This is a genomic window from Streptomyces sp. NPDC048248 (assembly GCF_043201875.1).
Taxonomy (GTDB): domain Bacteria; phylum Actinomycetota; class Actinomycetes; order Streptomycetales; family Streptomycetaceae; genus Streptomyces.
In genome coordinates, this window is sequence record NZ_JBICZL010000011.1 from 15,805 (window position 1) to 39,424 (window position 23,620).

Genomic DNA, 23,620 nt, shown 5'->3' on the forward strand with positions numbered 1-23,620 from the left:
AACAGCCGGGAAACCGGGGAAGGGGCAGCTGGCTTGACCACGCACGCACCGCACGCGTCGCACACGGTGACGTTGCCGGCCTCGCTCGACGAGGCGGTGGCGGCGCTCACCGCCATGCCCGCCGCCGTGCCCGTCGCGGGCGGCACCGACCTCATGGCGGCCGTCAACGCCGGACTCCTCAGACCCGCGGCCCTGGTGGGCCTCGGCCGGATCAGCGAGATCCGCGGCTGGCAATACCAGGACGGCCATGCCCTGCTGGGCGCCGGCCTCAACCTCGCCCGCATGGGACGCCCCGACTTCGCCGCGCTGATCCCGGGCCTGGCCGCCGCCGCCCGCGCGGCCGGCCCGCCGCAGATCCGCAACGCCGGCACGCTCGGCGGCAACATCGTCACCTCCGCCCCTACGGGTGACACCCTTCCCGTGCTCGCCGCCCTGGAGGCCACGGTGATCATCGCCGGGCCCGAGGGCGCCCGCCGCGAGATCCCGGTCAGCCACCTCCTGGCCGGCCGGGAGATGCTCGGGCCCGGCGAACTCGTCGGCTTCGTGCGGGTACCGCTCCTGCACGCCCCGCAGACCTTCCTCAAGGCCACCGGCCGCACCGGCCCCGGCCGCGCCACCGCCTCGGTGGCGCTGGTGATGGACCCGGCGCGGCGCGGGGTGCGCTGCGCCGTGGGCGCGGTCGCCGCCATGCCGCTGCGCCCGCTGGAGGCCGAGCAGTGGGTCGCCTCGATCATCGACTGGGACGGCGAACGCGGCCTGGTGCCGGAGGCGCTGACGGCCTTCGGTGACTACGTTGCCGCGGCCTGCATCCCCGACCCGGCACCACCGCAGGACGGCTCGGAACCGGTGGCCCTGCCGCCGGCGGCCCTGCACCTGCGACGTACGGTGGCAGCTCTGGCCCGCCGCGCACTCGGGAGGGCGCTCTCATGAGCGAGCGCAGTGAGGGAATCATCAGGAGGTGCGCGCCTCGCGACTGCGAGGCCGAGCGAAGCGAGGGCTCGGCATGAGCGACGCAGACCACCGCAACCCGCAGCAGCCGTACCCCGATCAGGGCTGGCAGCCGCTGCCGCAGGGCGGCGAGTACGAGTCGGAGGCGACCGCCTTCGTGCAGCTCCCGGAGGGCTTCACCACCGGGGCCTACGGAGCCGGCACGTCCGGCTACGGCACCCCGGGTGCCGATCCGCTCGCCGCGCCCGGCCACGGCTACACCCCGCCCGCCTCCTTCACCCGGTACGCCTCCACGCCGCCCATCCCCGGCGCGGGCACCGACCCCTCGGGGACGGGGCAGTGGACGATGCCGTTCGCGGACTCCTCGGCCGGTTACGCCGACCCGTCCGCCGGTTACGCCGAGCAGCAGACGCACGATGCCCATCAGGGTCACGCCGCGGACTCCGCGGGCTATCAGGGCGGCGCTCCCGAGGCCGCGCAGCCGTGGGGCGACCGGGTGGAATGGCCGGTCGCCGGCGGTGCGGAGGCCGCGGCCGGACCGTGGTCGGTGCCGGCGGCGGACGACGGTCAGGAGGAGTCCGGCGAGTACCTGGTCGGTGACGAGAACCGGTCGGGACATGCCGGACTTCCCGGACACGGGGGCTACTCGGGCCACCCGAGCCACCCCGGCCTGGCCGGACCGGGCGCCGGATACCAGGACGCCGGCTACGGAGGCGGATACGGCGCCGGTGAAGGCGCCGCCGACACCGGCGAAGCCGGCCGGACCGGGCACTGGAACTTCGCCACCGGACTGACCGCGACGAGCGGCGCGGCCGGCGACGGCTACGGCGCCGCAGAGGCCCTCGGCGGCGGCCAGGACACCCCGCACGGCGGCACCGCGAACGATCCGTTCGGCGGCCCCGTCGACGACCCGTACGCGCCGCACGGCGGACAGCCCGTCCACGACGACGGGGCGGGCGGTCTCCAGGGCGGCGACCCGTACGGAGCCGGCGCGGGCGGTACGGCGAACGGCGGCGCGACCGGGCACTGGTCGCTGCCGGCCGATGCGTTGGCCCAGTGGCCGCCCGCCACGGATACGCCGCAGCACGGCACGCCGCACGACCAGGGCCACGCCCACCAGCCGCATCCGCACGACCCGCATCCGCACGACCCGCACGCGCACGGAGGCGAGGAGGCACCCGGCACGGACGCCGGGCCCGCCGCCCCGGGCGCAGACTCCGCGGACAGCTGGTCGGTCCCCGTGGCCCCGGGCGAACAGTCCGACGAGTCCGGTGCGTTCGCCCTCGCAGCCGGTGACGGCAACGGCGCGGGCACCGCCTACGGCGCCCAGGAGACGTACGACGGCTCCCCGGCCATCGACGGCGAGCCGGTGGCGCACGCCGCCGGTCCGCAGGTCGAGGACGCCGAGGCGCAGGCCGCCGGGACCGGCGCACAGCAGGAACCCCAGGCCCACCCGGAGGCCGGGACGTCCACTCCCGCCCCTGAGGAGCCGGCACCGGCAGCCGGCGCCCCCGACCCCGAGAGCGCCCCCGACCCCGAGGGCGCCGACGCCCCCGCAGGGGGAGCGGAGTCCGAGGCGCAGACCGGCCCGCACGAGGCCGTCGAGGCCACCGAGCCGGTCGAGCCCGTCTTCGACGCCTACGACGAACACCCGGCCGCCTCCTACGTCCTGCGCGTCAACGGCACCGACCGGCCGGTCACCGACGCCTGGATCGGCGAATCGCTGCTCTACGTCCTGCGCGAGCGCCTCGGCCTCGCCGGCGCCAAGGACGGCTGCTCGCAGGGCGAGTGCGGGGCCTGCTCCGTCCAGGTGGACGGGCGGCTCGTCGCCTCCTGCCTGGTGCCCGCGGCCACCGCGGCGGGCAGCGAGGTCCGCACCGTCGAGGGGCTCGCCCAGGACGGCACCGCCTCCGACGTGCAGCGCGCCCTGGCCGCCTCCGGAGCCGTGCAGTGCGGCTTCTGCGTACCGGGCATGGCGATGACCGTGCACGACCTCCTGGAGGGCAACCACGCCCCCAGCGAGATGGAGACCCGCAAGGCACTGTGCGGCAACCTCTGCCGGTGCTCCGGCTACCGAGGAGTGCTGGACGCCGTCGAGGAGGTCGTCAAGGCCCGTGCGGAAGCGGCCGACGCGGCGGCCTCCGGACCTGCGGACACCGTCCTCATCCCCCACCAGGCGGGCCCCGCCGACCCCACCGGCCCCGCTCCGCACGACCCGGAATCCGGCCACCACCCCCACGACCCGCTCACGCACGGAGCGCACCACGAGGGACCCGGCGCCGATCCGCAGACGGGAGGCCCCGCATGAGCGGTACGACCGACGGCGCCGTCACCGACACGCCCGCGGCCGGCGTCCCGGTGCCCGTCGAGCCGCCGCCGCACGGCCTGGGTGTCTCCCTGCCGTCCGCCGACGCGCCGGCGAAGACCGAGGGCACCTTCCCCTACGCCGCCGACCTGTGGGCCGAGGGGCTGCTGTGGGCCGCGGTCCTGCGCTCCCCGCACCCCCGCGCGCGGATCCTGTCCATCGACACCAAGCACGCCGCCGAGATGCCGGGCGTGCGCGTCGTCGTCACACACGAGGACGTCCCCGGCGACGCCGGCCACGGCCGCGGCACCCCCGACCGCCCCGTCTTCGCCAAGGACGAGGTCCGCCACCACGGCGAGCCGATCGCCGCGGTGGCCGCCGAACACCCCGACACCGCCCGGCTCGCCGCCGCCGCCATCGCCGTCGAGTACGAACTCCTCGACGCGGTCACCGACCCGCAACTCGCCTTCGAGGCCGAGTCGTTGCACCCGGACGGCAACCTCATCCGGCACATCCCGCTGCGCTTCGGCGACCCCGAGGCGATCGGCGCGGTCATGGTCGAGGGCCTCTACCGCATCGGCCGCCAGGACCCCGCCCCCATCGGGGCGGAGGCCGGGCTCGCGGTGCCGCGTCCCGACGGCGGCGTGGAGATCTACACCGCCTCCACGGACCCGCACACCGACCGTGACCTCGCCGCAGCCTCCTTCGGCCTCGACCCCGAGCGCGTCAAGGTCGTGGTGACCGGTGTCCCCGGCGCCACCGCCGACCGCGAGGACCCGGGCATCCAGCTGTCCCTGGGCCTGCTGGCACTGCGCACGGGCTGCCCCGTCAAGCTCGCCGCCACCCGCGAGGAGTCCTTCCTCGCGCACGCCCACCGCCACCCCACCCTGCTGCGCTACCGCCACCACGCCGACGCCGAGGGCAAGCTGGTCAAGGTCGAGGCGCAGATCCTCATGGACGCCGGCGCCTACGCCGACACCTCCGCAGAGGCGCTGGCCGCCGCCGTCTCCTTCGCCTGCGGCCCGTACGTCGTCCCGCACGCCGTCATCGAGGGCTGGGCGGTGCGCACCAACAACCCGCCGTCCGGGCACATGCGCGGCGAGGGCGCCCTGCAGGTCTGCGCCGCCTACGAGGGCCAGATGGACAAGCTGGCGGCCCAACTGGGCATGGAGCCCGACGAGATCCGGCTGCGCAACGTCATGGCCACCGGCGATCTGCTGCCCACCGGTCAGACGGTCACCTGCCCGGCACCGGTCGCCGAGCTGCTGCGCGCCGTGAAGGAAGCACCGCTCCCCGAACTGCCCAAGGACACCCCGGAAGCGGAGTGGCTGCTGCCGGGCGGCCCCGAGGGCGCGGGCGAGCCGGGCGCGGTGCGCCGCGGTGTCGGCTACGGCCTGGGCATGGTGCACATGCTCGGTGCGGAGGGCGCCGACGAGGTGTCCACCGCCACGGTCAAGGTCAGCGGCTCGGTGGCCACGGTCATCTGCGCCGCCGTCGAGACCGGTTCCGGTTTCTCCACCCTGGCGCGGCAGATCGTGCAGGAGACGCTCGGCATCGACGAGGTGCATGTCGCGGCCGTCGACACCGACCAGCCGCCGGCCGGCCCCGCCTGCCACGGCCGGCACACCTGGGTCTCCGGTGGCGCCGTCGAGCGCGCCGCGAAGATGGTCCGTACGCAGCTGTTGCAGCCGCTGGCGCACAAGTTCGGGATGTCCACCGAGCTGCTGCAGATCACCGACGGAAAGATCACCTCCTACGACGGGGTGCTCAGCACGACCGTCGCGGAGGCACTGGACGGCAAGGAACTGTGGGCCACCGCCCAGTGCCGGCCGCACCCCACCGAGCCGCTGGACGAGAACGGCCAGGGCGATGCCTTCGTCGGCCTCGCCTTCTGCGCCATCCGGTGCGTGGCGGATGTCGACATCGAACTGGGCACGATCCGGGTCGTGGAGATGACCGTCGCCCAGGACGTGGGCCGGGTGCTCAACCCGCGCCAGCTGCGGGCCCGTATCGAGGCCGGCGTCACCCAGGGGCTCGGCGCCGCTCTGATGGAGAACCTGCGGACCACCCGCGGTCAGGTCCGCCACCCCGATCTCACCGGCTACGCCCTCCCCACCGCGCTCGACGCCCCGGACATCCGGATCGTCAAGCTCGTCGAGGAGCGCGATGTGGTCGCCCCCTTCGGCGCCAAGCCCGCCAGCGCGGTCCCGGTGGTCACCGCGCCCGCCGCCGTGGCCTCCGCGGTCCGCGCCGCCACCGGCCGCCCCATCGGCCGCCTCCCGATCCGCCCACAGGCGGCGGTCGCACAGGTCAAGCAGCAGTAGCCGGCCGGGGGCGCCGCCGACGCGGCGCCCCCGGCCGGCCTGCGCTGACCGCAACGGAAAGAGGGGGACGATCATGGCCGTGCTCGTTTTGGTGGGCGTCCTCGTGCTCGCCGTCGGCGCGTCTGTCTGCGTCGTGTGGGCGGCGCGGGGCGGTCCACGCTGGGTGCGCGCGGTGTCCGCGGTGACCTTGGTGGTGTGCGAAATGGTGAGCGACACGGCGAGCAGGGGCAGAAGCTCGAACCGACAAGGCAGCTCGGGCGACTAACCGCGGCCCGGACCGTCACCAGGTGACGGTCGGGGCCATGGCCGCGGCGCTGCACCTGCGAGCGAGACGTCCTGTCGGCGAGATCCCGTTTGACGGCTGGCGGAGGACTGGTACCGCGACTACCGGTACCTAGGGCGACCCGGCCAGTGGGGAGGGAGCCGGCACGGGCCCTTCACCTGCGTTTATGGACCGTGCTGGGGCTCCCGAGTGAATGGCCGTGAACGCGGCTGAGTGAGAAGGCACAGACACAAGTGACTTGGGCGAGCGTTCCACTCTTCCCCGGGAGGGATGAGGCGGGTGTTGCCTGCGTCGTCCATGTGCCCGAAGCCGTCGGCGGTGACCGGGGTAGTCCGCCTCTTCTTATGGGGCTGCCGAGTATGCGCCAATGTGAGGGTTCACCTCCTCGCTACCCTTGGGTAGCCATCACATTTTCGGCTGAACGCCTCCCCTGCGGCACCGAGCTGTGCATAGAATTTAGCGCAGGGGCTCAGTCCCCATTGGTGGGAACAACCAGGGGGCGCCATGAGTTCTACAGCCACGCGTTTGACGTCTTTCGCATTGCTTTCGGCAATCGAAGAAGATTTGCGCAATGCGATCCTGGCCGCTACTGACGAGAGCGATAACCCCCTGGAATTATTTCACGCCGAGCGATACGAAAAGACCCAACAAAGGCGCGCACGTGAAGTTCCTGGCTCATCGTCGCCTACAGTTTCATCGCTAGTTCCCTATCTGGATTTTGCAGACTCATATGAAGTTCTCAGCGGAATCAAGAATCGAGTGCCGGATACTCTTCAACGCTCTCTGGGACTGTTCTCTCCTCACTTGGCTAAAGTTACGCAGATCCGCAATCGAGTTGCTCATACGCGACCGATGGAAATTGACGACCTGGCAACCGTTTACGACGTCGCCGAGGACATCTGTGCTGATTCTAGAGGGGATTGGCCTCGGGTCTGCGAGACACTCCAGCGACTGGAACTCGACCCGGCTTATGTTCTCGGGCTGACGATCAGTCTCGTCGCAGACCCAGATGAAGCCCCCCTGCACAATCTGCCAGCCCCCGAGTTTGATGAGACTGGATTTTTCGGTCGAAGGAAAGAAGTCGATCGAATCAAGAAGGCCATCAAAGGGGCATATCCGGTCGTTTCTATCCTTGGAGACGGAGGAATTGGCAAGACTTCCGTTGCCCTAAAAGCGGCTTATGAGCTACTGGATGATCCGAAGAGTAAGTTCGATGCCTTCGTTTGGGTCACCGCCAAGGCCACCATCCTGACGGTCAATGAAATTCAGCGAATTAGTGGAGCCATCGAGAATTCTTTGGGCCTCTTCGCTTCCGCAGCGGAACAACTAGGAGGGCAAGGGGCGGGCCAGTCGAGTGAACCGATGGAGGAAGTGCTATCTTACTTGGAGCACTTTCGAGTTCTCCTAATCCTCGATAATCTAGAGACCGTTCTGGATCAGCGTCTGCGAGAATTCTTACTTGATCTCCCTATGGGGAGCAAAGTAATTATCACGAGCAGGATCGGTCTTGGGATTGAGAACCCCGTCTCTCTAGAACCGTTATCAGATGAGGACTCGGTGCGGCTTCTTCGCGCTTTGGCGCGTGTACGCGGAGTGCAGGCATTGCAAGGCATCCCTGCTCCTGCCATCGCTCCGATGGTGAAGTCGATGAAGGGCCACCCTGCGTATATTCGATGGTTCGTCGCGGGAGTGCAGGCTGGTAGGCGCCCTGAAGAACTCTTGTATAAGAACGACCTTGTCCTAGACTTCTGCATGTCGAACGTCTATGAGTACCTGAACGATGACGCCAAGTCGGTGTTGCGCTCGATGCAGGTATTGCCTGGGCGTCGTAGTCAGGCGGAGCTTGCGTTCTTCAACGATTATTCGGCCAGCTCGATTCAGTCTAGTCTCCTTGAGCTAATGACGACAAATTTCGTCCAAATGCAGGGAGCGTCTGTCGGGCAAACATCTGAGACGACTTACGAGCTTACTGATTTTGGTAAGCAGTATCTCGACAAGCGCCATGCGGTCAAGTCACCCGAGCGTCTCTGGTTCGAGAATCGAAGTAAGCAGCTTACGTCCCTTGGTGTGACGCTTCAGGCTGAAAGTACAGCTTCGCCGTACGACCCGAATACGATCGATATTCGAGGTCCGGGTGACTTCAGCGTTGCCCGTCTTCTCAGGGAGGCTCTGCGTCACTATGAGCGAGGTCAATTCGACGCAGCGTTGTTGAGTTGTCGCGAGGGCCAGAAGCTCGCGCCTGGGTATCACGAATCATGGCGGGTCGAGGCCTTCATTCAGGCGGTAAGAAGAGACACCCTTTCGGCTCGTGCGGCCTATGAGCGTGCGTACGAGCTTGCACCGGATTCGCCGACCCTCAACTATCTCTACGGCTCCTTTCTCGTGGATGAGGGAATGGATCTTGACCTAGGGCTCGATCTCCTCCAGAAGGCTGTGCATGCGGAGCAGGTCCCCCCTGTCGTAATCATTCAAATTGCCTGGGCTCATATCCAGCTTTTTGATTTCGATTCTGCGATCGCAAGTGCAGCCCACGCGCTCACCCTCAGGGCCAGCACATCGGATGGTTCGGTGGCGCTTGTCATGGGACTGCGAGCTGCCGTATATGGGTCGAAGAAGAGTCTTGAAGCCGGTGACATCAGTGCAGCAGTCGAGATGATCGAATCAGCTGTCGAGCTGGCAGAAAATGGAAAGGTGGAGATGCTGACTGGAGAATCCGCGGACCGCCTTTTGCAGCTTAGTGAGCTTAGTGCGGACTTGAGTGAGAAGGTGGACGAGCAATATATAGCATCTAGTTGTGACAATTTTGCGTCGCGCCTGAAAGATCGCCTTCGGTCCATTGATCCAACTTTACTCAACAGGCGAGTCGGGATGCTCAAGAACATCATCCAGGACAGGGCGTTCGGATTTGTTCAGTCGTGGGGGCGAGACTACTTCTTTCACCTGAGTGACCTTCAGTCGGAAGAGGAATGGGGTTATCTGGCGCCTGGGGTGGATGTCGCCTTTACCCCTGACGATGAGAATATTCGTGGGCCGCGTGCTACGAATATGCGCTGGCTAGGATAAGCAGTTCGCGCAGAACTATCTGCGTGTGGAACTCTTGTACTCTGACATGGAGGCGCCATTGACTCGAAGTCGTAGGTCGGTTGAGGGTTTGGAACCGGAGCTGCTCTGTCGCAAGTGATCACGATCCCCTAATCTTCTCGGCTCGTCTGGCGGTATGCGTACTTGCCTTGGATAGCGCGACGTTGGAGCCATGCTGCACGCGGTGAGGATAGTGAGCAGGGGATGGTTGACCACGGCCATGGCCGCGCGGTACCAGCACATGGTCGACGCGGTGCGGACCGATGTCGCGAAGCAGGTGGACGGGCTGATCTGGAAGCCCGAGAAGAGCCTGCCGGACGACGATGATGGCGGTGCCGCCGGAGCGCTCGCACCGGCCAACTGAGACGGGAACTGAGACGAACGGTGACGGGCTGACCTCTCCTCGGAGAGACCAGCCCGTCTAAAGCTCCTGATCAGAGCCTGTGGAGGCCGTGGCGGGATTCGAACCCACGTAACTCGCTTTGCAGGCGAGCCCCTGAACCACTCGGGCACACGGCCGGGATGAGGTGCTGACCTGACTGTAGGCCGGGGTGTGGGGGGCGGGGCAAGCATTTCCGGCGGGCTGCCATGAGGCTGCAATACGGCGTTCACGCACGGGCCGTCGCGTGTGGACGGCCCTTGCGGGGGAGAGGGCCGGTCAGGTCGGCGGGGCGGTGTCGCGGACGGCGACGAGGCCGTTGAAGACGCCGACGTACGCCGTGCCGTCCGGGCCGAGCGTGATGGGGGCCCAGTTGTTGTCGTAGGCCGGCCCGGTGCCGGTGAGGCGCTTGAAGCGGGTGTGGCCGCTGCGGAAGTCGACGGCGGTGAGGTACCAGGCGTCGATGCCCAGGCGGTGAGGCCCTTTCGTGTAGAAGTACAGCAGCCCGTTGACGGTGGAGAGCTTGGCGACGGTGGACGGTGAGCGCTCCGCGCTCTCCCAGACCGTGTCGCAGCCGCTGCCGTCGGGCCGGATGTCGATGCGGGTGAGGCCGCCGGGCACCGACTTCCCGCCGACCAGCGAGGTGACGTTCTCGTAGCCGTAGTTGTTCTCGACGACGAGGCTGTTTCCGTAGCCGATGAGGGAGTTGTCGGTGGTCGAGGCGCCGGCCCCGAACACCGGGACCTTGCAGACCAGCCGGTCTGCGTCCGGGCCGCCGCGTCGGTAGACCAGGACGTTCATCCGGTCGTCGGCGTTGTCGGTGATGGCGACGTAATCCTGTCCGGCGCGGCCGAGCAGGGTGGGGGTGGTGCCGGATCCCTGGTTGACCGAGCCGGGCTTGGGGCCGGTGCCGCGGTCGTAGGTCTGCCGCCACAGCACCCGCGGGGTGCCGTCGGCGTCCGCGCGCAGCCGGTAGAGGGCGTGGTCGGAGACGATGTGGACGCCGTCCTCGGCCGCCGAGAAGCTGTTCTGGATCTCCTCGCCCGGCAGCCGCGCCGTGCGCACCGCGCCGGTGCCCGGCGTCACGGTGCCGAGCCTGCCGTGCCGGGTGACCCACCAGATGCGGCCCTGCCAGTCGGGCTGGACCGCGGTGACCGGGTCGCATTCGCCGCTGGGGAAGGGGTCGGGCCAGCTCACGCAGTCGTGGGGGACGTACGGGGTGAGGTCCCAGTCGTCTTCGAGGGTGAAGCGCCAGGTGCCGTCGGCCGTCCGGGAGTGACCGAGGCGCAGCACGTGTCCGCGGGAGTCGGCGAGGACGACACGGTCCTTGTCGTCCAGGTAGAAGTACGCGCCTCCCGACGTGTCCTTGAAGATCTTGGAGAAGTCGAGCCGGGTGATCGCCTCGATCGTGGACGGGCGCTGCGGCAGCTTGTATTCGGCGAGGGTGGCCAGGCTCCCGGGGTCCAGCAGCTTGAGCCGGAAGCCGCGGAAGGTGCCGCAGACGGTCAGGATCCGGCCACCCGCGTCGAAGGTGACGGTCGCGCACTCGCCGCCGAGCGCGGCCATCTTCTCGCTGCGGACGGCCGGTTGCGCGCCGAGCGGTCCTGGGAAGGGGTGGGTATCGCTGCCGGCGCCGTCCCCGTGCATGCCGGCCCGCCCGTTGGGCGCCAGGTAGGGGTGGCGGGGTGGGGCCTGGTCGGCCGGGAGCGGGGCGGCGGTGGCCGGCGCGCCCTCGTACTGCGGGACGAGCCGGTGCCCCGGGGCAGGAGGTATCGGTGCCGCCTGGGCGCCGCCGGCGGGCAGGGCGAGGGCCGCGACGACGGCGATCGCGAGGGTGGCGATCGCGCGGGCGGTGAGCGGGCGGGGGCGTCCGCGAGGGCGCTCGGCATCCTTGTCGCGGGGCCCGAATAACCAGTGGCGCATGGGAGTTCCTTCGTCCGTCGGCAAGAGCGGACGACGGTAGGACGGCGAGGCCGAGGAGTCCATGGCTGCGGAAGCCTTGGCATGTGCTGTTCACAGAGCGCCCGGCCGGTCCCGCTCGGAGACCTCGCAGCCGGCTCAGGACGCGTGCAGGAACTCCTCGACCACCTGGCCGAAAAGCTCGGGCTCGTCCACCCACGGATAGTGGCCCACCGCGTGCAGCGGCCGCACCTGCGCGTGGGGGAAGGACTCGGCGACCAGCTCGCCCGCCCGCATCCCGGCCATGCCGTCCCGGTCCCCGGTCACCACCAGCACCGGGCACTCCACCCGGCGCAGCCCCTCCAGCACCGCGCCCATCGCCTGCTCGTCGACGCCCTGCCAGAAGCCGGCCCGCGGCACCGGCCCCAACTGCTCGCCCTGCGTGGCCGCGTGGGCCCGCTGCGGCTCCTCCCAGCGCCCGTAGCCGAGCGGCGCAGCGGTGAGCAGCAGCCGGCGTACCTCGTCCAGATCGGTGGCCTCGGCCAGCTGCCGCACCGCGGCGGCGGCCTCCGGCCACCACTCCTCGTCCCGGCGTGCGGCGAAGATCTCCCGGGCGTCGTCGGGGAGTTCCCCCTGCAGCCGGGAGCCGGGGCAGACCAGCACGAGCCGGGTCAGCCGCTGCGGGTGCGCCGCCGCGTACGCCTGCGCGACGGCGGCGCCGGCGCTGTGCGCGAGCAGCGCGAACCGCTCCAGGCCCAGGTGTGCGCGGAGTGCCTCGATGTCCTCGGCGAGATGGGGGAAGGCGTAGCGGGAGGGGTCGGCGGCGGTGGGGGAGCCGCCGGTACCGCGACTGTCGGGAACGATCAGCGGGCGCCGGCCGGACAGGCCGCCGAGATCGCCGAGGTAGGCGGCGTCCCGGCCCGGGCCGCCGGCGAGGCACAGCAGCGGTGCCAGCGGCGAGTCGGCCGGTCCGAGTACCCGGTAGTGGAGCTCGGCGTCGTCGTAGGTACGAAAGGTCGGCATACGGACAGCCTGCCCGAAGCGGGCGGCGTAAGACCGGAGGCGGAGGACCGAAAGGCGGGGCGGATACCGGTCTCCCGACAGGGGTACGGGCCAGGCACGACCCTTACGCTGGCCCGATGACCGCTGACGACCGGAGCGACACCGGGACGACCGTCGACACCGACACCTCCGTCGACGCCGTCGCCGACACCGACGCCGCACCCGCACCGTCCCCGGCGGACGGCGGCGGGGGCGTGCTCGGCCGTGCCCACCGCGCGCTCACCCTCGGCATCATCTCCGTCGTCTCGCTGGTCGCCTTCGAGGCCAGCGCGGTGAACACCGCGATGCCGGTCGCGGCCCGCGCCCTGGACGGCATCGGGCTGTACGCCTTCGCGTTCTCCGCGTTCTTCACCGCGAGTCTGTTCGCGATGGCGCTCTGCGGGGAGTGGAGCGACCGACGCGGTCCGCTCGCGCCGCTGTTCAGCGGTATCGCCGCCTTCGGAGCCGGGCTGGTGATCGCGGGCGGCGCCCAGAGCATGGGGGTCTTCGTCGCCGGCCGCGGGGTGCAGGGCCTCGGCGGCGGGCTGGTGATCGTCGCGCTGTACGTCGTCGTCGGGCACGCCTATCCCGACCGGCTGCGTCCGGCGATCATGGCGTCCTTCTCGGCGGCCTGGGTGGTGCCCGTCATCGTCGGACCGCTGGTCGCCGGGACCGTCGCCGAACAGCTCGGCTGGCGCTGGGTCTTCCTGTCCATCCCGGTGCTGATCCTGCTGCCCCTCGCGGTGATGCTCCCGGCGCTGCGCGCGCTGCCGCGTACGAAGCCGGGTCCGGGCAGCGGTGCGCGGCAGGTCCTGGGCAGCCGGCGCTGCCGCCTCGCGCTGGCCGTCGCCGCCGGTGCGGGGCTGTTGCAGTACGCCGGCCGGCATCCGACCTGGGTCGCCCTGCTGCCGGCGGCCGTGGGCGCGGCGCTGTTGGTCCCGGCCATCGTGCGGCTGCTGCCGCCGGGGACGTTCCGGGCGGCGCGCGGGCTGCCGTCGGTGGTGCTGATGCGCGGGCTGGCCGCCGGGGCGCTGGTCGCGGCGGAGAGCTTCATCCCGCTGATGCTGGTCACCCAGCGCGGGTTGTCGCCCACACTGGCCGGTCTCTCGCTCACCGGCGGCGGGCTGACCTGGGCGCTCGGCTCGTACGTGCAGAGCCTGCCGCGGCTGGAGCCGTACCGGGAGCGGCTGATGTGCCTGGGGATGGCGTTCCTGGCGGTGGCCGTCCTGATGGTGCCGCTGGCGCTGGCCGACGGGGTGCCGGTGGGGATCGTCGCGGCGGCCTGGACGCTCGGCGGCTTCGGGATGGGCCTGAACATCTCCAGCGGGGGTGTGCTGTTGCTGCAGCTGTCGCGACCGGGGGAGGCGGGGAGCAACTCCGCGTCCCTGCAGATGTCCGACGCGCTGGGCAATGTCACCTGCGTCGCGGTCAGCGGGGTGCTGTTCGTGGCGTTCGGCGGCGGCTCGATCGCCGCGAGCGGCCCTGCGGCTGCCGCCTCGGCGGCACCGAGCCACCCCGCGGCCTTCGCCGCCGTCTTCACCGCGATGGCCCTCGTGGCGGTGCTGGGCGCGGTGGTGGCGAGCCGGCTGCGGCCGGAACGTACGTGACCGCAACGGGGAGCAACAGGGCAACGAGCGGCGGACGCGGCCGCCCGCGGCGTGCTCCCATTTCACCCGAACCACCAGCCTCCCGTCGTTCCGGATGTGAGCTGGGTCCCACCCCGGGGTGAGCCGGTGCCGCGGCCCGAAGTGGCGGCGCGGGCACGGGTAGGCTGACGCGGTTGCCGATCGCCGAGCCAGCCGACGGAGACCGTGACTACCACCACCAGCGCCACCACCAACCATCACCTGTCCCCGGCCTTCCCGGGCCGGGCCCCCTGGGGTACCGCCAACAAGCTGCGGGCCTGGCAGCAGGCGGCCATGGACCGGTACATCCAGACGCAGCCGAAGGACTTCCTCGCCGTCGCGACGCCGGGCGCCGGCAAGACCACGTTCGCCCTCACCCTCGCCTCGTGGCTGCTGCACCACCACGTCGTGCAGCAGGTGACGGTCGTCGCGCCCACCGAGCACCTGAAGAAGCAGTGGGCGGAGGCCGCGGCCCGGATAGGCATCAAGCTCGATCCGGAGTACAGCGCGGGTCCGCTGGGCCGTGAGTACCACGGCGTCGCGATCACCTACGCGGGCGTCGGCGTACGGCCGATGCTGCACCGCAACCGGATCGAACAGCGCAAGACCCTGGTCATCCTCGACGAGATCCACCACGCCGGTGACTCCAAGTCCTGGGGCGAGGCGTGCCTGGAGGCATTCGAGCCGGCCACCCGGCGTCTCGCGCTCACCGGCACCCCGTTCCGGTCGGACACCAACCCGATCCCGTTCGTGACGTACGAGGAGGGGAACGACGGGATCCGGCGCTCCTCCGCCGACTACACCTACGGCTACGGCAACGCCCTCGCCGACGGCGTCGTGCGGCCGGTCATCTTCCTCTCCTACAGCGGCAACATGCGCTGGCGGACGAAGGCGGGCGACGAGATCGCGGCCCGGCTCGGCGAGCCGATGACCAAGGACGCCGTCTCGCAGGCGTGGCGCACCGCGCTGGACCCGCGCGGCGACTGGATGCCCAATGTGCTGCGCGCCGCCGACCAGCGGCTGACCGAGGTCCGCAAGGGCATCCCGGACGCCGGCGCCCTGGTGATCGCCTCCGATCAGGAACAGGCGCGCGCGTACGCCAAGCTGATCCGGGAGATCACCGGTGACGGCGCCACCCTGGTGCTCTCCGACGACTCGGGCGCCTCGCAGCGCATCGACGACTTCGCGCACTCCGGCGACCGCTGGATGGTCGCGGTCCGGATGGTGTCCGAAGGCGTCGACGTGCCGCGGCTGGCGGTCGGCGTGTACGCCACGACCATCTCCACGCCGCTGTTCTTCGCCCAGGCGGTGGGCCGCTTCGTGCGGTCCCGCAAGCGCGGCGAGACGGCCTCCGTCTTCGTGCCGACCGTGCCGATGCTCCTGGAGTTCGCGAACGAGATGGAGGTCGAGCGCGACCACGTCCTCGACAAGCCGAAGAAGGACGGCGAGGAGGACCCGTACGCCGAGTCCGAGGCCGAGATGGACGAGGCCAACAAGGAGCAGGACGAGGACACCGGCGAGCAGGAGCAGTTCTCGTTCGAGGCGCTGGAGTCCGAAGCGGTCTTCGACCGGGTCCTCTATGACGGCGCCGAGTTCGGCATGCAGGCGCACGCGGGCAGCGAGGAGGAGCAGGACTACCTCGGCATCCCCGGGCTGCTGGAGCCGGACCAGGTGCAGATGCTGCTCCAGAAGCGGCAGGCCCGGCAGATCGCGCACAGCAAGAAGCGGCCGGACGCCGAGGCCGACCTGCTCGAGCTGCCCGCCGAGCGCCGCCCGGTGGTCACGCACAAGGAGCTGCTGGAGCTGCGCAAGCAGCTGAACACGCTGGTGGGCGCCTATGTCCACCAGAGCGGCAAGCCGCACGGCGTGATCCACACCGAGCTGCGGCGGGTCTGCGGCGGCCCGCCGAGCGCGGAGGCCACCGCCGGGCAGCTGCGCGAGCGGATCAAGAAGGTACAGGAGTGGGCCACCCGGATGCGGTGATCCGAGGGGCCGGTCACGGCCCCCGACGGTTCTGGATGCCGAGGGCGGCACACCGGTGAACGGTGTGCCGCCCTCGGCGCGTCGTGAGGTGCCGGCGAGCCCGGCTGTCGGACCCCTTACCGGCATCCGGCCGGTGTCCGCGGTGGTAACGCCCACGTAACGCTGTGGCCCTCGCTGAAACCCGAGTGGGGCACTCCGTACGGACCAAACGGGATATAGCAGGCACGGGAGACCGGATTCTGGACGGACTCTTCCGCTGACCGGACCGGCTCGCTACTGTCCCGGTCACGCACACGCCCCGTGGCAGCGCCGCCGCGGAGCGCAGCCGGTGCCAAGCGGCCGGCGGCCTCTTGCGCGCGCTGCTCCGGGACTGGCAGCGCGTCGCGTCCGAGCGCCGCCACTCACATGAGGAGGGGGCGTCGTGACCGCGGAGACCTCCCAGACGCTCGACCGAGGACTGCGTGTCCTCAAGTTGCTCGCCGACACCGATCACGGCCTGACCGTCACCGAGTTGTCCAACAAGCTCGGGGTCAACCGCACCGTGGTCTACCGTCTGCTCGCGACCCTGGAGCAGCACGCTCTGGTCCGTCGCGACATAGGTGGCCGCGCCCGGGTGGGCCTTGGCGTGCTGCGCCTCGGCCGCCAGGTGCACCCGCTCGTCCGGGAGGCCGCACTGCCCGCGCTGCGCTCGCTCGCCGAGGACGTCGGGGCGACGGCACATCTCACCCTCGTCGACGGCACCGAGGCGCTGGCAGTCGCCGTCGTGGAGCCGACCTGGACCGACTACCACGTCGCCTACCGGGCCGGATTCCGCCACCCGCTGGACCGGGGGGCCGCCGGACGGGCGATCCTCAAGGCCCGGCAGGGCAGAACCCAGGACGCCGGACTCGCCCTCACCCACGGGGAGTTGGAGGCCGGCGCCAGCGGTGCGGCGGCCCCGCTGCTGGGGGTCAGCGGCATCGAGGGCAGCGTGGGCGTGGTGATGCTCACCGACACCGTCTCCGAGCGGATCGGACCGCGGGTGGTCGACGCTGCCCGGGAGGTGGCCGAGGCGCTGCGCTGACGCCGGGCACCGCGTCCGGCGCCGCGCGTGGGGCCGGAGGGCCGGGACGGCTGCGGTGGGGCAAGGTTCAACTAGGGTGGCGGGGTGTCTGCACGCACCCGCGCCCTGGCGATCTGCACCGCGCTCGTCCTCGCCCTCGTCGTCACCGCCGCTCTCGTGCCGCTGCCCTTCTCCGTCGCCTACCCCGGCGTGACGGTCAACGTCCTCGGCGCGGACAAGGGCAAGCCGGTGATCACCATCACCGGCGCCGAGACCCGTCGGACCAGCGGCCAACTGCGGATGACCACCATCGCCGCGACCGGGCCCGAGGCATCCATCCGCCTGGCGGACGTCGTCAAGGGCTGGTTCCGGACGAACGAGGCCGTGATGCCGCGTGAGGCGGTCTACCCGGTCGGTGACAGCACCGAGGAGATCGCCCGGCACAACGCGGAGACGATGGACCAGTCGCAGAACGCCGCCACCAGCGCCGCGCTGCGCCACCTGCACCGCAGCGCCGACGGCGTACGGGTGCGGCTGAGCCTCGCGGACGTCGGCGGGCCCAGCGCGGGGCTGATGTTCGCCCTCGGCATCGTCGACAGGCTGGACGGCGACGGCGCGGGACACGACCTGACGGGCGGCCGGAAGATCGCCGGCACCGGCACCATCACCGCGGGCGGCAAGGTGGGCGCCGTCGGCGGCGTCCCGCTGAAGACCCAGGCCGCGCACCGCGACGGCGCCACCGTCTTCCTGGTCCCCCGGCAGGAGTGCGCGGACGCCCGCGCGGAGCTTCCCCCGGGCATGCGGCTGATCCCCGCCACGACCCTCGACGGCGCGGTGGACGCGCTCAAGGCTCTGCGGACCGGGGGCAGGGTCCCCAGCTGCTGAGCGCCGTACACGCGAGCGCGCCCGGTACGCGCGGGCGGCCGCCCCGCGGTGGACGGTCCGTCCCCGGCGCCCTCAGTCCTCCTTGATGAACCCCTCCTGGACCAGCCAGTCCAGGGCGACCTTGTGCGGGTCCTCGCCGTCCACGTCGACCTTGCGGTTGAGCTGCTGGGCGACGGTGTTGTCGAGCGCCTTGGTGATCGGCGCCAGCACCTCGGGGATGGCCGGGTACTTCTTCAGCGTCTTGGCGTTGATCGCGGGGGCCGCGTTGTAGTTGGGGAAGAAGTGCTTGTCGTCGGCCAGGACGTGCAGGCTCATGGCCTTGATCCGGCCGTCGGTGGTGAACACCTCGCCGAGCGCACAGCTGCCGCCCTTGGCGGTCTCGGTGTAGATCACGCCGCCGGTCATCTTGCGGACGTTGCCGGACGGCACCTGCATCCCGTACGCCCGCGCCATGCCCGGCAGGCCGTCGTTGCGCGCGGCGAACTCGTTCTCCACGCAGAGCGTCACCGAGCCGGGGTCCTTCTTCGACAGCCGTGCCACGTCCGACAGGTCGCGCACCCCCAGCTTCTTCTGGTTGGCGGCGTTCAGCGCCAGCGCGTAGGTGTTGTTGAGCGTGGACTGCGGCAGCCAGACGATGCCGTTCTTGAGGTCCTCGTCCCGTACGGCCTTCCACTGCGCCTGGGGGTCGACGATCGGCTTCGCGTGGCCGAGGTAGGTGATCCAGCCGGTGCCGGTGTACTCGTAGGTGGCGTCCGCCGTGCCGGACTTGACCGCTTCGCGGGCGCCGATCGACCCCTGGATGCTGGTCTTGTCGATGACCGAGGCACCGGCCGCCTCGAAGACCAGCCCCATGATCTGGCCCAGCACGATCTGCTCGGTGAACTCCTTCGAGGTCACCGTCAGCTGCGCGCCCGACAGCGGCCGGCCCTGGTACCCGGCCTCACTGCCGGGGCTCACGTCGTCGCTCATCGCGCTGCCGCTGACCAGGCCGCAGCCGCCGAGTGCGAGAGCGCTCAGCGTCGCGGCGGCCCAGCGGGCGGCCTGGCGCGGTGTGCGCCGGCGCCCGGCCGGGCGCTGGTGGATGCTCACGTCGTCCCCTCCAGACCGCGTGGCCGCAGCAGCAGTTCGGCGAGCGATGCCAGCCATTCGACCAGCAGGGCGAGCGCCACGGTCAGTACCGAGCCGAGCACCAGTACGGGCATCCGCTGGGTGACGATGCCCGCCGAGATCAGGTCGCCGAGACCGCCGCCGCCACCGAAGGTGGCCAGCGTCGCGGTGCCGACGTTCAGCACCAGCGCGGTGCGCACACCCGCCAGGATCAGGGGTACGGCCAGCGGCAGTTCGACCTTGGCCAGCACGCCCATCGGGGACATGCCGATACCGCGGGCGGCCTCGGTCAGCGTGGGGTCGATGCCGCGCAGACCGGCGATGGTGTTGGCCAGCACCGGCAGCACGGCGTAGATGACCATGCCGACGATGGCCGACCGGGCGCCGATCCCGATCCAGATCACCAGCAGGATCAGCAGACCGAGCGCGGGCACGGCCTGGCCGAGGTTGGCGAAGGCCATCGCGAGCGGGGTGGCCCGGCGCAGCTTGGCGCGGGTCAGCGCGATGCCCAGCGGAATCGCGATGATCAGGACGAAGAAGGTGGAGATCGCGGTGAGCTGGACGTGCTGGCGCAGCGCGAGCCACACCTTGCCGTCGTCGACCGCCTGGTGGGCGATGGAGTCCAGCCGGGCGCCGCGGAACCACAGCCAGGTGGCGAGCAGTGCGGCCGCCAGGAAGACCGGCATGAACGTCCACTTCTGCCAGCTGATCCGGCGGCCGCCGGGTCGGCCGGAGGGAGTGGGCGCCTCACCGGTCGCGATCTCCCGCTCCTCGCGCTCCTCGACCTGGTGTTCCTCGCGGTAGGTGAGTCCGGACGATCCGCCGCGGCCCGGGGGCCGTTCGTCCCGGCGGGGGCTGCCGTCGTCGCGAGGGGTCATGCCGTGACTCCCTCGGAGCCCGCCGCACCGCCGTCGGCTTCCGTGCCCTCCTGTTCGTGGTGGGGCCTGCGGGAGCGTTGCTCCTGGAGTTCGTGCTGATGCTCGAAGGCGTCGAGGCGGTCGGCCTCCAGCAGCTCGTGGACGTTGTGCATCAGCGTCTCCATGTCGACCACGCCGATGTACTCGCCGCGCCGGCCGGTGACAGCGACCCGGCCGGTGTTGTCGGTGAGCACCGCCTCCAGGGCGTCGCGCAGTGTCGCGTCCCGGGTGACGGTGTCGTTCACCGGCGTGCCGGCGCGGGCCAGGGAGTTCTTCGCGCGCGCGAGGTCGCCGCGGCGCAGCCATTTGTACGGGCGGCGGTTGCGGTCGAGCAGCAGCAGCTCGTTGCTGGAGCCCGAGCGCAGCAGGTCGAAGATGGACTGCAGGGGGTCGTCCATCTGGGCGGTGGGGAAGTCGACGATCTCCACGTCGCGGACGCGGGTGAGGTTGAGGCGCTTGAGGGCGGCGCCGGCGCCGACGAAGCCGGAGACGAAGTCGTCCGCCGGGTTGGTGAGGATGGCCTCCGGGGTGTCGAACTGGGCGATGTGCGAGCGCTCGCGGAGCACCGCGATCCGGTCGCCGAGCTTGATCGCCTCGTCGAAGTCATGGGTGACGAAGCAGATGGTCTTGTGGAGTTCGTGCTGGAGCCGGATCAGCTCGTCCTGGAGGTGGTCGCGGGTGATCGGGTCGACGGCGCCGAACGGTTCGTCCATCAGCAGCACCGGCGGGTCGGCGGCGAGCGCGCGGGCGACGCCGACGCGCTGCTGCTGGCCGCCGGAGAGCTGGCGGGGGTAGCGGCCGTGGAACTCGCCCGGGTCCAGGCCGACCAGGTCCAGCATCTCGGCGACCCGGTCCTTCACCTTGGCGGGGGACCAGCCCGCCATCTTCGGTACCAGGGCGATGTTCTGGGCGACCGTCATGTGCGGGAAGAGCCCGGAGGACTGGATGGCGTAGCCGATCTTGCGGCGCAGCCTGACCGGGTCGATGTCGGTCACGTCCTCGTCACCGATCCGGATGCGCCCGGAGGTCGGCTCGATCAACCGGTTGATCATCTTCAGGGTGGTGGACTTGCCGCAGCCCGAGGGGCCCACGAAGACCACCAGCTCGCCGGCCTTGATCTCCATGCTGACGCTGTCCACCGCGGGGACCCGATGGCCCGGGTAGATCTTCGTCAGGTTCTCCAGCTCGATCCTGGCGCCGGAGGTGGCCGGCGGCTCGGACGTCTCAGGCACGAATCCCCCTGGGGATGGTCAGGCGTCCGATCAGGACGTAGGCGGCGTCGAAGAGCAGGGCGAGGATGGCGATGCCGAGCGTGCCGGAGAGCACCTGGTTGAGGGAGTTGGCGCTGCCCAGCGAGGCGATGCCGCGGAAGATCTCGTTGCCGAGCCCGGGGCCGGAGGCGAACGCGGCGATCGCGGCGATGCCCATCAGCATCTGGGTGGCGACCCGGATACCGGTGAGGATCGGCGGCCAGGCCAGCGGCAGTTCGACCCGCAGGAGCCTGGCGGTGCGCGACATGCCGATGCCGGTGGCCGCGTCGACCAGCGACGGGTCCACCCCGCGCAGCCCGACGATGGCGTTGCGCACGACCGGCAACAGGCCGTAGAGGGTCAGCGCGATGACGGTGGGGGCCACTCCGAGTCCGACGATCGGGATCAGCAGACCGATCATGGCCAGCGAGGGGATGGTCAGGATCGTGGCGGTGGACGTGGTGGCGAGGGCGCCCGCCCATTCGCTGCGGTACGTCAGGACACCGAGGGCGACGCCCAGCACGGTGGCGAGCACCATGCACTGGAACACCGCGCTGGCGTGCTGATACGTGTCCGTCAGCAGCTGGGCGTGCCGGGTGCCGACGTACTCCCAGAAGCTCACTCGGCGCTCTCCTCGGTCAGTCTCCCGATGCTTGCTTCACCAGCGGGATGATCCGCAGCGGAACCGCGTTCTCCATGACGATTGCCGTGGAGGCCCGCACGATGCCATCAAAACCCACAACACGGTCGATCACCCGTTGCAGATCCGCGTTCGATCTGGCGACAAGCCTGCAGAGCATGTCCCCATGTCCGGTCGTTGTATGCAGCTCCAGCACCTCGGGAACGGTCGACAAGTGTGCGCGCACGTCCCGGCCCTGGCCTTGTTTGATCTCCAATGTGGCGAAAGCGGTCACCGGATAGCCCAGTGCCGCCGGGTCCACATCCGGCCCGAAGCCCCTGATCACGCCATTCGACTGAAGGCGGTCGAGCCGCGCCTGGACCGTCCCCCGGGCGACCCCGAGCCGCCTGGACGCCTCCAGGACGCCGATCCGCGGTTCCCGGGCGAGCAGCTCGAGCAGCGCGCCGTCCAAATGATCGATCGCCATCGCCCGTTCCTCCGTTTTCCTTGAGCATCCTGTACAGATAGCCCGGCAAGACTGCGCACTCGCTATACATAATGCCCAGCGATTACACAAACTATTGCGCACCTTGTGGATCGGAGGGACTCTGCGGCCATGGCAGACACCACGATGCACACCCAGCCCACCCCCGGCACGGCTCGGCAGGCGGACCCCTTCCCGGTCAAGGGGATGGACGCGGTCGTCTTCGCCGTCGGCAACGCCAAGCAGGCCGCGCACTACTACTCCACCGCCTTCGGCATGAAGCGCGTCGCCTACTCAGGACCGGAGAACGGCAGCCGCGAGACCGCCAGTTACGTGCTCGAATCCGGCGGCGCCCGGTTCGTGTTCACCTCCGTCATCAAGCCCACCACCGACTGGGGCCACTTCCTCGCCGAGCACGTCGCCGCCCACGGCGACGGCGTCATCGACCTCGCCATCGAGGTCCCCGACGCCCGCGCCGCCTATGCCTACGCCGTCGCCCACGGCGCCACCGGCATCGACGAGCCGTACGAGGTCAAGGACGAGCACGGCACCGTCGTACGGGCCGCCATCGCCACCTACGGCAAGACCCGGCACACGCTCGTCGAGCGCAGCGGCTACGACGGCCCCTACCTGCCCGGCTTCGTCGCCGCAGCGCCGCTCGCCGACACCGGCCCGCGCCGCTTCCAGGCCATCGACCACTGCGTCGGCAACGTCGAGCTCGGCAAGATGAACGAGTGGGTGGCCTTCTACAACAACGTCATGGGCTTCACCAACATGAAGGAGTTCGTCGGCGACGACATCGCCACCGAGTACTCCGCCCTGATGTCGAAGGTCGTCGCGGACGGCACCCTGAAGGTGAAGTTCCCGATCAACGAGCCCGCGATCGCGAAGAAGAAGTCGCAGATCGACGAGTACCTGGAGTTCTACGGCGGCGCGGGCGTCCAGCACATCGCACTGGCCACCAACGACATCGTCGCCACCGTCCGCGCGATGCGGGCGTCCGGCGTGGAGTTCCTGGACACCCCCGACTCCTACTACGACACCCTCGGCGAGTGGGCCGGCGAGACCCGGGTGCCCGTCGAGACCCTGCGCGAGCTGAAGATCCTCGTCGACCGCGACGAGGACGGCTACCTGCTGCAGATCTTCACCAAGCCCGTCCAGGACCGGCCGACGGTCTTCTTCGAGATGATCGAGCGGCACGGCTCGATGGGCTTCGGCAAGGGCAACTTCAAGGCCCTCTTCGAGGCGATCGAGCGGGAGCAGGAGCGCCGCGGCAACCTCTGACCCGGTGGTCCCGGCCGGCGCGACTCATCCTTCCCCGGCCGGCCCGGAGCCACCCGCAGGCCGCGGGCCCGCCGGACCTGACCCGGCCGGCCCGCGGCCTGCCGCCCGGCCCGTCATCGACGGCTCCGCGATCTTCCGTGTACGGCCCACGGATGCGACGCTGG

At 70.3% G+C, this 23,620-nt stretch carries 16 protein-coding genes, 1 tRNA gene and 1 pseudogene; 10 read left to right on the top strand and 8 right to left on the bottom strand.

Annotation, left to right across the window (positions count from 1 at the left end; translation table 11 throughout):
* The first annotated feature begins 33 nt into the window (after positions 1-33).
* From ACGFZW_RS24240 to ACGFZW_RS24260, 5 genes and pseudogenes are all read left to right on the top strand, one after another.
* Positions 34-930 (top strand): FAD binding domain-containing protein, encoded by an 897-nt coding sequence (locus ACGFZW_RS24240; protein WP_393895306.1) that lies wholly within the window; start codon positions 34-36, stop codon positions 928-930.
* A gap of 73 nt (positions 931-1,003) precedes the next feature.
* Positions 1,004-3,256: a 2Fe-2S iron-sulfur cluster-binding protein gene (locus tag ACGFZW_RS24245; RefSeq protein ID WP_393895307.1), complete on the top strand. Its 2,253-nt coding sequence runs from the start codon at positions 1,004-1,006 to the stop codon at positions 3,254-3,256.
* Complete coding sequence (locus tag ACGFZW_RS24250) at positions 3,253-5,577, top strand: xanthine dehydrogenase family protein molybdopterin-binding subunit (RefSeq protein ID WP_393895308.1); 2,325 nt, start codon at positions 3,253-3,255, stop codon at positions 5,575-5,577. The genes ACGFZW_RS24245 and ACGFZW_RS24250 overlap by 4 nt, the downstream gene beginning before the upstream one ends.
* 787 nt (positions 5,578-6,364) lie before the next feature.
* A complete protein-coding gene (locus ACGFZW_RS24255) occupies positions 6,365-8,923 on the top strand; it encodes an NB-ARC domain-containing protein (RefSeq protein WP_393895309.1) in 2,559 nt (852 codons plus the stop codon).
* A gap of 220 nt (positions 8,924-9,143) precedes the next feature.
* A pseudogene (locus ACGFZW_RS24260) lies at positions 9,144-9,305 on the top strand (site-specific integrase); the annotation flags it as partial.
* Positions 9,306-9,385: 80 nt separating this feature from the next.
* Here ACGFZW_RS24260 and ACGFZW_RS24265 read toward each other — a convergent pair.
* From ACGFZW_RS24265 to ACGFZW_RS24275, 3 genes are all read right to left on the bottom strand, one after another.
* Positions 9,386-9,460: transfer RNA gene (locus tag ACGFZW_RS24265), tRNA-Cys, on the bottom strand.
* 139 nt (positions 9,461-9,599) lie between these two features.
* Complete coding sequence (locus ACGFZW_RS24270) at positions 9,600-11,243, bottom strand: hypothetical protein (RefSeq protein WP_393895310.1); 1,644 nt, start codon at positions 11,241-11,243, stop codon at positions 9,600-9,602.
* Positions 11,244-11,378: 135 nt separating this feature from the next.
* Positions 11,379-12,242, bottom strand: coding sequence for an alpha/beta fold hydrolase (locus tag ACGFZW_RS24275; RefSeq protein ID WP_393895311.1), 864 nt, complete (start codon positions 12,240-12,242; stop codon positions 11,379-11,381).
* A 116-nt stretch (positions 12,243-12,358) separates the two neighbouring features.
* On the opposite strand from ACGFZW_RS24275, the gene ACGFZW_RS24280 reads away from it, so the two are divergent.
* From ACGFZW_RS24280 to ACGFZW_RS24295, 4 genes are all read left to right on the top strand, one after another.
* On the top strand, positions 12,359-13,867 hold the full coding sequence (locus tag ACGFZW_RS24280) for an MFS transporter (RefSeq protein WP_393895312.1): 1,509 nt from the start codon (positions 12,359-12,361) through the stop codon (positions 13,865-13,867).
* A 204-nt stretch (positions 13,868-14,071) separates the two neighbouring features.
* Positions 14,072-15,868: a DEAD/DEAH box helicase gene (locus ACGFZW_RS24285; protein WP_393895313.1), complete on the top strand. Its 1,797-nt coding sequence runs from the start codon at positions 14,072-14,074 to the stop codon at positions 15,866-15,868.
* Between the two features lie 421 nt (positions 15,869-16,289).
* A complete protein-coding gene (locus ACGFZW_RS24290) occupies positions 16,290-16,931 on the top strand; it encodes an IclR family transcriptional regulator (RefSeq protein WP_393895314.1) in 642 nt (213 codons plus the stop codon).
* An 84-nt stretch (positions 16,932-17,015) separates the two neighbouring features.
* A complete protein-coding gene (locus ACGFZW_RS24295; protein WP_393895315.1) occupies positions 17,016-17,795 on the top strand; it encodes a S16 family serine protease in 780 nt (259 codons plus the stop codon).
* 72 nt (positions 17,796-17,867) lie between these two features.
* Here ACGFZW_RS24295 and ACGFZW_RS24300 read toward each other — a convergent pair whose 3' ends face one another.
* From ACGFZW_RS24300 to ACGFZW_RS24320, 5 genes are read right to left on the bottom strand one after another with little or no spacing between them, the layout of a single operon-like run.
* Positions 17,868-18,884: a glycine betaine ABC transporter substrate-binding protein gene (locus tag ACGFZW_RS24300; RefSeq protein ID WP_393895316.1), complete on the bottom strand. Its 1,017-nt coding sequence runs from the start codon at positions 18,882-18,884 to the stop codon at positions 17,868-17,870.
* Positions 18,881-19,780: an ABC transporter permease gene (locus tag ACGFZW_RS24305; protein ID WP_393895317.1), complete on the bottom strand. Its 900-nt coding sequence runs from the start codon at positions 19,778-19,780 to the stop codon at positions 18,881-18,883. The genes ACGFZW_RS24300 and ACGFZW_RS24305 overlap by 4 nt, the downstream gene beginning before the upstream one ends.
* Entirely contained in the window at positions 19,777-21,051 is a 1,275-nt protein-coding gene (locus ACGFZW_RS24310) for an ABC transporter ATP-binding protein (RefSeq protein ID WP_393895318.1), read from the bottom strand. The genes ACGFZW_RS24305 and ACGFZW_RS24310 overlap by 4 nt, the downstream gene beginning before the upstream one ends.
* The gene (locus tag ACGFZW_RS24315) at positions 21,044-21,691 is read right to left on the bottom strand and encodes an ABC transporter permease (RefSeq protein ID WP_393895319.1); all 648 of its coding nucleotides are present in this window, start codon (positions 21,689-21,691) and stop codon (positions 21,044-21,046) included. The genes ACGFZW_RS24310 and ACGFZW_RS24315 overlap by 8 nt, the downstream gene beginning before the upstream one ends.
* A gap of 16 nt (positions 21,692-21,707) precedes the next feature.
* Complete coding sequence (locus ACGFZW_RS24320; protein ID WP_393895320.1) at positions 21,708-22,175, bottom strand: Lrp/AsnC family transcriptional regulator; 468 nt, start codon at positions 22,173-22,175, stop codon at positions 21,708-21,710.
* A 129-nt stretch (positions 22,176-22,304) separates the two neighbouring features.
* Here ACGFZW_RS24320 and hppD point away from each other — a divergent pair, with 129 nt between their 5' ends.
* On the top strand, positions 22,305-23,456 hold the full coding sequence (hppD, locus tag ACGFZW_RS24325; protein WP_393895321.1) for a 4-hydroxyphenylpyruvate dioxygenase: 1,152 nt from the start codon (positions 22,305-22,307) through the stop codon (positions 23,454-23,456).
* Positions 23,457-23,620 lie beyond the last annotated feature (164 nt).

Coding starts and splice junctions, on each gene's coding strand:
- ACGFZW_RS24305 (WP_393895317.1), bottom strand. CDS start 19,780: ATGACCCCTCGCGACGACGGCAGCCCCCGCCGGGACGAACGGCCCCCG.
- ACGFZW_RS24320 (WP_393895320.1), bottom strand. CDS start 22,175: ATGGCGATCGATCATTTGGACGGCGCGCTGCTCGAGCTGCTCGCCCGG.
- hppD (WP_393895321.1), top strand. CDS start 22,305: ATGGCAGACACCACGATGCACACCCAGCCCACCCCCGGCACGGCTCGG.
- ACGFZW_RS24255 (WP_393895309.1), top strand. CDS start 6,365: ATGAGTTCTACAGCCACGCGTTTGACGTCTTTCGCATTGCTTTCGGCA.
- ACGFZW_RS24270 (WP_393895310.1), bottom strand. CDS start 11,243: ATGCGCCACTGGTTATTCGGGCCCCGCGACAAGGATGCCGAGCGCCCT.
- ACGFZW_RS24280 (WP_393895312.1), top strand. CDS start 12,359: ATGACCGCTGACGACCGGAGCGACACCGGGACGACCGTCGACACCGAC.
- ACGFZW_RS24245 (WP_393895307.1), top strand. CDS start 1,004: ATGAGCGACGCAGACCACCGCAACCCGCAGCAGCCGTACCCCGATCAG.
- ACGFZW_RS24250 (WP_393895308.1), top strand. CDS start 3,253: ATGAGCGGTACGACCGACGGCGCCGTCACCGACACGCCCGCGGCCGGC.
- ACGFZW_RS24275 (WP_393895311.1), bottom strand. CDS start 12,242: ATGCCGACCTTTCGTACCTACGACGACGCCGAGCTCCACTACCGGGTA.